The following is a 7,838-nucleotide window of genomic DNA, read 5'->3' as shown; positions in this document are numbered from 1 at the left end:
GGTAACGAGAATGTGGAAACTGAAAGATATATCCAGCAATATACCAAAATAAAAAAGCTAGGCAATATACCTAGCTTCAACAATATCGATAAAGAAAAAGTGCTGACTGCCGGTCAGGAGCTTTTCCTTTAATTGGTTTCGAAAAAACAAAATTATCTCTACCAATTACATATTCTAAAAATCTGGCGTCATTCCCGCGCAGGCGGGAATCTTAAAACATATTGCATTAAGATTATTCATAAGTTTTCCTTTTTTTGGAGGCATTCATGAGCACTCCGTGGTTCCCAATCAAGTTGGGAATGACGCACCGCCGAAGCCTATTGCTGCAGACTCAAGTATTTATTTCTCAGTTAAATAACCAGACTTTTTAAGAAAATCGGCCCAAACCTGGTATCCTGCCGGAATAAGGTGTAAACCATCTTTGGTAAGTTCTGCTCTTAAGTGTTTGTCCTGATCGGTAAAATTTGGATACAGATCGATAACCGTTACATTTTTAGCCGTAAATTTTCTGATTTCATCATTTAACCAAAGAATATGTTCGTCTTTGCCATAATGGTTTTTAAATTTTTCGAAAGCACTGTTTACTGGTAAAAGCGTATTGAAATAGATGTGTGTTTTCTTAGAACCTTTTCTGATTCTGGCAATCATTGTTTTATAATTTCTTAAGATCACACTATCTGGAATATTCCGGGAGATATCATTTATACCAATCAGGATAAAAACCTTTGTCGGTTTGCCATCAATTACATCTTGTAAACGCTCTAAAACACCAAAAGTAATATCGCCAGAAATTCCCCTGTTTTTTGCCTGTGGCAGATCTAAAAGTTTAGCCCAATCCGTGCCAGCTGTAATGCTGTTACCCAAAAAGACAAAATCTGTTTTAGATTTTGGATCGGCTTTAAACTTCGCTACCTGCTCAACATATTTCCCAGGACGGTAAGTGCTGTCCCATTTAACTACCTGAGCCGTAGCTGCTGTAAAACTCAGTGTAAATACAACAACGGTTACCAATAACTTGTTAAAAAGTGCTTTCATATTATACTTTTATAAAGGCCTAAAATACTATTTTGCCTGAACTAAAATATCCGGATAATCAGAAATAATACCATCAACATTTAAGGCTTTTAATTTCTGAATATCGGCTAAGGTATTGGCAGTCCAGGGAATGATTTTTACACCATCAGCATGTGCTTTTTTAACCAATTCTTCATTCACCATTTGCCAAACCGGACTTAAAATAAAGGGTTTATAACCTAAATCGGCAATATTTTCTTCATATGTTTTTTTATTGGCAACCAAAAAAGAGGTTTTTATTTTAGGATACTTTTCGTGAATAATCTGGATCGTCCTTTTATCAAAAGATTGGATTACTACAAAATCAGCGATTTTTTTCTTTAAAATTACATCCATTAAAAGTTTAACAAACTCTTCGGGTTTAGGGTTGGTAATCCCATCTTCTTTTTCGTTACATTTAGTTTCTATGTTATAAAAAAACTGCATGCGCTTATTTGCCTTAATATCGTGCTGAACCGCATCTACTAGGTCAGAAAGTAATGGAAGATATGTTTTTTCTTTTTTCTGCTGAGGAAATTGCTCATAATACTTGGTACCCAGATCAAACTGTTTAATTTCAGCGTAGTTCATTCCAAAAATCGGATATTTCTTAGCATCTGTTATCGGAATATCTTTCCCTTCTGGTGTAAGCATAAATGCCGGACTTAGATAATCATCGTGCGTTACTACCACTTTACGGTCTTTAGAGATATGGGTATCCATTTCCAAAGTAGTAATTCCTTCTATTTTCATGGCGTTTAACATCGCCAAAATGGTGTTTTCGGGCATAAGCCCCCTTCCGCCACGATGTGCTTCTGCGCTAAATACCGGAAATTTAACTTCCTGACTAAATGATTTAACTGCAAATGCAGACAAGAAAATAAAAATTGCTGTTGTATTAAGTTTCATATTTAGAAGGGATTTTATAGTGGCGTCAGCTGTTACCATCTGACACTATTAATCTATAATTGGTTTAGCTTTTAAAATTAATAATCTGTCAGATGGTAACATCTGACAGCACAGGATCCGACAGCACGGAACAGATATAAGGATGTTAAGCATTAATTTCCGCCTCAAATTTTTCTCCGAAGCGGTCGGTGGCCACAACCTTTACTTTTTTAACCGATGGTTCGAAATGTGCCATAAACAAATGATCTGTTGATCTTGGTTCCACAAATGGTCGCGGATTTGGCAGTTTATCACCTTTGTACAATTTAAGGGCTAAAGGGTCAAATCCATCTTGTTGAGCTAACAAGCCCATTGGTTTGCCGTCAAGGAAATATTCTACTTTCCATTCAGGATCATAATTCCAAACGTTGGCAATTAATCTTTTCTGATTCGTTAAGGTATCTACATAAATATCAAGCTGTTCTTTCCTATCTCTTCCGGTAGATTTATAGTACCATTTCAAATTGGTTCCATCTACTTCGTAAACGCCGTAGCCACGTGGTGTACCATCCTCGCAAATGGGGCCTGTCCACCAGCCACCACAAACAGTACCATGGTTATGTTCGTAAATGCCGTTCTTGATTACATTTTTATTAAAATGCGTATGTCCTGACATGATATGAACATTTTTGAAATCTTTTAATACGGCATAAAAATCATTGTTATTTTTAACTGCATTATGTACCGGAATATGGAGGCAGATAATCAGCAATGCATCTTTAGGCACCAGCTGCAGATCTTTGGCTAGCCATTCTAACTGCGTTGGGGTGATGTACCCATCGTAAGTTCTTTCTACCCCCAAATAACGTACATCATCTAAAACCACATAATGAGCCTTACCTCTGTTAAAAGAGTAATAAGTTGGGCCATAATGTGCTTGAAAAGTGCGGTCAGAGGTATCATCTCCTCCTTGCCTGTAATCCTGATCATGATTTCCTAATGCCTGGAAAAATGGAATCCCGATTTTGGCAATAGCCTCATCATATGCAGGAAAAAGATCAAAATTATCCCAAACTAAATCACCGACGCCGATGCCATGAACTGGTGTTTTCCCCATTGCTTTTACCACTTCTCTTGTATCAGGAACCGAGGTTTCCATCATCTGCGCGACATCTTTCTTATTCTTCACCTGAGGATCGGCCCAAATGATAAAATTATGTTTGTTATCATTTTGTTTTAGCGGCTTAAGATCGAAGTTTAATTTACCTGCTGTATCTGGTTTATAATAATGGCGTGCGATACTGCTCTCAGTTTTAAACTCATAACCAGAAGGTGTGCTTATCCAAACAAAACGGGCAAGCTCATGGAGTTTAATTTCATAGTTTCCGTTTTTATCGGTCTGCACCACACTGTAACCATCAGAAATCACTACTCCTGAAATAGCTTTTCCTTTACTTAATATCCTACCAGAAATTTTGTTTTCTAATAGCGATGAAAAAGAAAAAGCTTTGATACTAACGAATAGCGTTGTACCTAAGAGTGCAGATTTTTGAATAAAGGATCTTCTATTCATTGTGAATGATTTTTTATTTACTGCGGAAGAATATAAAATAATTTCTTCCGCAGATGACAAAGATTTTTATAGATATTTTTAACTTTTTATAATTTATTATCTTATTTCAGTTGCGTTAGCAGGCTCAATATCTGTGAGTGCTGAGGTTTTAGTTAAAAGAATTGGAGTTTGCGTTCTTGCTTTTACCCATTTATTTAATTTTGTATCATAAGCACCGCCTAAAAGGTAGAAATAGCCTAAATCTGCAGTTAAATAGGTTAACGATTGTGTATTTGTACCTGCCCTGTAAAAAGGTTGAGGAACTAAATTTTGAGGATTAATGACATCGTAAATATCAGTATTACCAATTCTGTAACCTCCACCATAATTAGGGGCACCGCCAGATTGATATAAAAGCCCGCCAGTACTAACCCACAATACATCGATAGGTACAGTAGCTCCGGTAACCTCAATACCTCTAAATACTGCCATTCCGAATGCATTACCACTATTTGCCATTAAACCAGTGGTGGCATTACCAGTTACTGTACTAGCTGAGTTAAAACGATCGCTCACCTTATTATAATCTAATGCCCTAATCCATTTTGATGAGGCAATTGATGTAGAATTAGCGCCGTTAATTAATTTATTTATACCACCAACATAAAAAAATTCGCCTTTGCTTACAGTGCCAGAAGTTAGATTTATTTTGTATGTACGCTGCTGGCCAGTTGCCCAACCTTGTGCTGGTACACCCGTTGGTACAGATGCTCCAGCATTGTTAGAAACTATCAAAGAAAAAGGCGTGTTGGCAAAATTAATATCTTTAGTAGCCCTGAGCTGAACGTATTCATTGTTGCCATCACCACCATTTACATCACTTATAAAGCCTGAAATTACACATTCAGGAGCATCAATGTTAGTGCTTAAAGCGCCAATATCATTTGCATTAGTTATGCGTAGTTGTGGAAGTATTTTATCATTAACGATTTTATTGATTATTATCCCTTTATAATTACCAGAATATGGTGGCTTTACAGATGCAAATGACGCTTTTGGATCGGTATAGAATCCGAAATCATTTGTACCATCATTTAAAACTTTATCGCCCGCTAAGGTTTCTGTAGCAGATAACGTTGGATTGAATGTACATTTATAAATAGTTAGCAAAGTACATTCGTACCTATCCGGATAAGTAGCTATTAGATTGCCATATCCTCTAGAAATATATAAAGTTTTACCTGAAGCAATTTTAGTAACATCAGCAGCAGTTTTGCCCATAATTTGTAACGTACCATCAACACGTTTCAATACTCCACCTTCAATTTTAACATGAACAGAATCGCCAGGAACATATTTCGCGGCATCGACACCAATGTTTATGGCAATACCTCTTAATGAATCTAGCCCACCAACAATTCTAGTATTTTGAATGATGAGCAAACCCGATGGCAAATTATTGGTAGAATGATCAGAAATTACCTGCCCTTTAACCATACTGGCCCCACGCATATTTTCGGTTGTAAGCGTTACTTCGGTATTTTTATAAATTTTGCGTAAATCAACATTTGGGATAAACATACTCGGTGTTGATAATACGTAATCGGTATCTCTTTTACAACTTATTATAACTGCAATACACCCTAGTGCAAACAGCATATTTCTTATTATTTTATTCATAACTTTTTAATTCAATTTTAAATAATTATGGTTTCTGCCACCACATTAAGGTATTTATGTCATCAGCACCTTGTGCAGCTATTGCATTATTATACCTAGTTGGATTTGTTGATTGTGTTACCACTGGATAATTTAACCTTGCTGGCATTTTTTGGTTGTTAACCAAACCGGGTCCTTTTGGTAAAATAGGATGCCCGGTACGGCGATATTCAAACCATTGCTGAAAATCCACCAAAAACATTGCGTAGTATTTTTGTATATGAATCATCTCTAACTGACTATTTCCGGATGTGGTATTATCCAATGGAAGTGTTGAATCCCAATCTAAATTGGCTGCCTGTACATAATCAATAAACCTACTATCAGTTGTTGTACTGATGTAATTTGGCAACCAATAATTTATCGCATCAACCATTCCTTTGTAGTAATATTTTTCAGTTGGGCCACTAATCCATCCTCTTGCAGCAGCTTCTGCCAAAATAAAATCAACTTCGGCAGCATTCATAATTATACCTGTAAAACGATCAGTTTGTAAGGTGGGCTTATTTTCAGCATCAGAATTAAAGTGAGATAAAACCGAAAGACCAGATCCCTGAGCATAACCACTTGGAATACCAACAAAACCACCATTTGGTGCAGCATCTATACAAAAACGATTAACATTGTTACCTGTTAAATTACTATTCATACGGGGGTCATCCCATGTTACCAGATTACCCAAAAAGAAATTGCAAATAGGAATTCCTCTGAAATCAGCAGCTCTAATATTCACCATAAATGGTGATGAAAAAACTGCGGTACTACTGTTTGTTCCGTTCCATAAAATTTTAGCCGTGTGGGTATTATTTTGCATTATCGGATATTCTGATGGGTTGCCATCAACAATTTGTTTTATTTTGGCAATTATAGTTGGCGCAACTTCGGCTTTGCCCGATGCCCTTAATAATAATCGTAAATATAACGAGTTGCAAAACCTTCTCCATTTTGAAACATCGCCTTGAAAAACAGGATCGCCAGTGGTATTAATTGGCGTACCCTCTTTTAAAAGTTGGTTAGCTTGTTCTAATTTGGCAAACATATCAGCATAAATATCTTTTTGTCTGTCAAATTTAGGTTGTACGTTTCCCTCTTTACCTAAATTGGCTTCGCTATAAGGTACATCTCCATAAGTATCAGTTAATAATTGAGATACCCAAGTTTGAGCAACAAGTGATATGCCTTGATATGATTTGTTTAGCGATTCTGGCTTGCTGGCAATGGTATAAATATCTTTTAAATCAGTTAAAAATAAGTACCAATTGTTCCAGGTATAATCTGCCTGTGTTCTTCGTACATCGTACCTAAAAACACGACCTTCCGAATCGTTAATTTCAACCGTTACTTGCATTAGCTGGTTATTAAAATTCCAATTTCTGCTCATATTTGCGTTAAGAACACCAACTAAAGCAGGTGCTAATAATTGGTTTGCTGTTGTTGTGCTCTTGCCAATAGGATCGGTATTAACTCCGGTAAAGTCTTTTGTACAAGAATTAAAGGTTAAACCAATAATGGCTAAAAAAGTATATGCTAATGTTTGTTTATAATTTTTCATGTTGATAAAATTAAAGTCCAACTACTAAACGGGCTCCAAAAGTTCTGGTTGAAGGCAATTGGCCTGTTTCAAAACCTTGAACTATATCTCCTCCCGCTAATGTTCCAAACTCGGGATCGAAAGCTGGCCAAGGCGACCAAATAAATAAGTTACGCCCATAAACGCCTAGACTCAATTTAGTAAAACCTATACTTTTAAGCACTTTTTGCCCAAAATTGTATGTTAAATTTGCTTCTCTAAATTTTAAGTAATCCGTTCTAAATACACTTCCTTCTGCTTGCCCACTACCATAAATTGATTCGTAATAGGCATTCATATCGGTGGCTACCACATCATTTTTACGGTACGTTCCATCAGGATTTAGAAGTACCCCGTCGCCAACTATGCCATTATATCTTCCTGGCAAGGTAATACTATGTTTACCTAACGATGCCATTCTAGAAAATGTTAAAGAATGCCCAACTGCGCCTAATTGTGCATCAAACAATGCACTAACACTAACATTTTTATAAGTAATACTAGTGCCAAAACCAAACCTAAATTGAGGTATTGTGTTACCTAAATACAGCAAATCAGGATTTTCTAGCGCTACTCCTGTGGTCGGATTAAAAACTATTTGCCCATCTGGTGAACGTAAATAACCTCTACCATACATATCGCCCATGCTACCGCCAACATTGGCAACCACTTGTCCGCCACCTAGCGCACCAGTACGTAACACAACTGAACTATCTGCCAGTTCTCTAATTTTATTTCTATTGGCCGAGAAGTTTGCATTTACCTCCCATTTAAAAGTACGAGATTTTAGCGGTGTAGCATTTATAGCAAGCTCAATGCCTTTATTATCTACCCTACCCACATTTATTACTTGAACATTATAACCGGAGGCCTTATCAACAATGCGACTCAAAATCTGATTTTTGGTGTTTCCGCTATACGCTGCAAAATCAAAGTTTAATCGGTTGTTAAATAATTTTAAATCTAAACCAAGCTCAATTGTAGTCGTTTTTAGTGGCTTTAAATCGGGATTTGGCAAAACACGTGGATTATTCATCGCGCTATCAGGGTAAATAC

The 7,838-nt window shown here is 36.6% G+C and carries 6 protein-coding genes; all 6 read right to left on the bottom strand.

Going from position 1 to position 7,838, the window contains the following annotated elements; translation table 11 throughout:
• Positions 1-339: 339 nt before the first annotated feature.
• A complete protein-coding gene (locus AC1DPQ_RS11320) occupies positions 340-1,035 on the bottom strand; it encodes a GDSL-type esterase/lipase family protein (RefSeq protein ID WP_477583741.1) in 696 nt (231 codons plus the stop codon).
• Between the two features lie 27 nt (positions 1,036-1,062).
• Entirely contained in the window at positions 1,063-1,962 is a 900-nt protein-coding gene (locus tag AC1DPQ_RS11315) for a glycerophosphodiester phosphodiesterase family protein (protein WP_477583740.1), read from the bottom strand.
• Between the two features lie 145 nt (positions 1,963-2,107).
• Positions 2,108-3,514 (bottom strand): calcineurin-like phosphoesterase C-terminal domain-containing protein, encoded by a 1,407-nt coding sequence (locus AC1DPQ_RS11310; protein ID WP_477583738.1) that lies wholly within the window; start codon positions 3,512-3,514, stop codon positions 2,108-2,110.
• A 96-nt stretch (positions 3,515-3,610) separates the two neighbouring features.
• On the bottom strand, positions 3,611-5,173 hold the full coding sequence (locus AC1DPQ_RS11305; protein ID WP_477609320.1) for a DUF5689 domain-containing protein: 1,563 nt from the start codon (positions 5,171-5,173) through the stop codon (positions 3,611-3,613).
• A gap of 25 nt (positions 5,174-5,198) precedes the next feature.
• Positions 5,199-6,764, bottom strand: coding sequence for a SusD/RagB family nutrient-binding outer membrane lipoprotein (locus tag AC1DPQ_RS11300; RefSeq protein ID WP_477609318.1), 1,566 nt, complete (start codon positions 6,762-6,764; stop codon positions 5,199-5,201).
• A 10-nt stretch (positions 6,765-6,774) separates the two neighbouring features.
• Positions 6,775-7,838 (bottom strand): TonB-dependent receptor domain-containing protein (locus AC1DPQ_RS11295; RefSeq protein ID WP_477609316.1); only part of this gene is annotated, 1,064 nt, incomplete at its 5' end.

It is taken from the genome of Pedobacter sp. 01T416_2 (assembly GCF_056398925.1).
Note: the sequence above shows the minus strand (reverse complement) of the source record. Positions and strands in the feature narration are given on the sequence as shown.

Coding starts and splice junctions, on each gene's coding strand:
- AC1DPQ_RS11320 (WP_477583741.1), bottom strand. CDS start 1,035: ATGAAAGCACTTTTTAACAAGTTATTGGTAACCGTTGTTGTATTTACA.
- AC1DPQ_RS11315 (WP_477583740.1), bottom strand. CDS start 1,962: ATGAAACTTAATACAACAGCAATTTTTATTTTCTTGTCTGCATTTGCA.
- AC1DPQ_RS11310 (WP_477583738.1), bottom strand. CDS start 3,514: ATGAATAGAAGATCCTTTATTCAAAAATCTGCACTCTTAGGTACAACG.
- AC1DPQ_RS11305 (WP_477609320.1), bottom strand. CDS start 5,173: ATGAATAAAATAATAAGAAATATGCTGTTTGCACTAGGGTGTATTGCA.
- AC1DPQ_RS11300 (WP_477609318.1), bottom strand. CDS start 6,764: ATGAAAAATTATAAACAAACATTAGCATATACTTTTTTAGCCATTATT.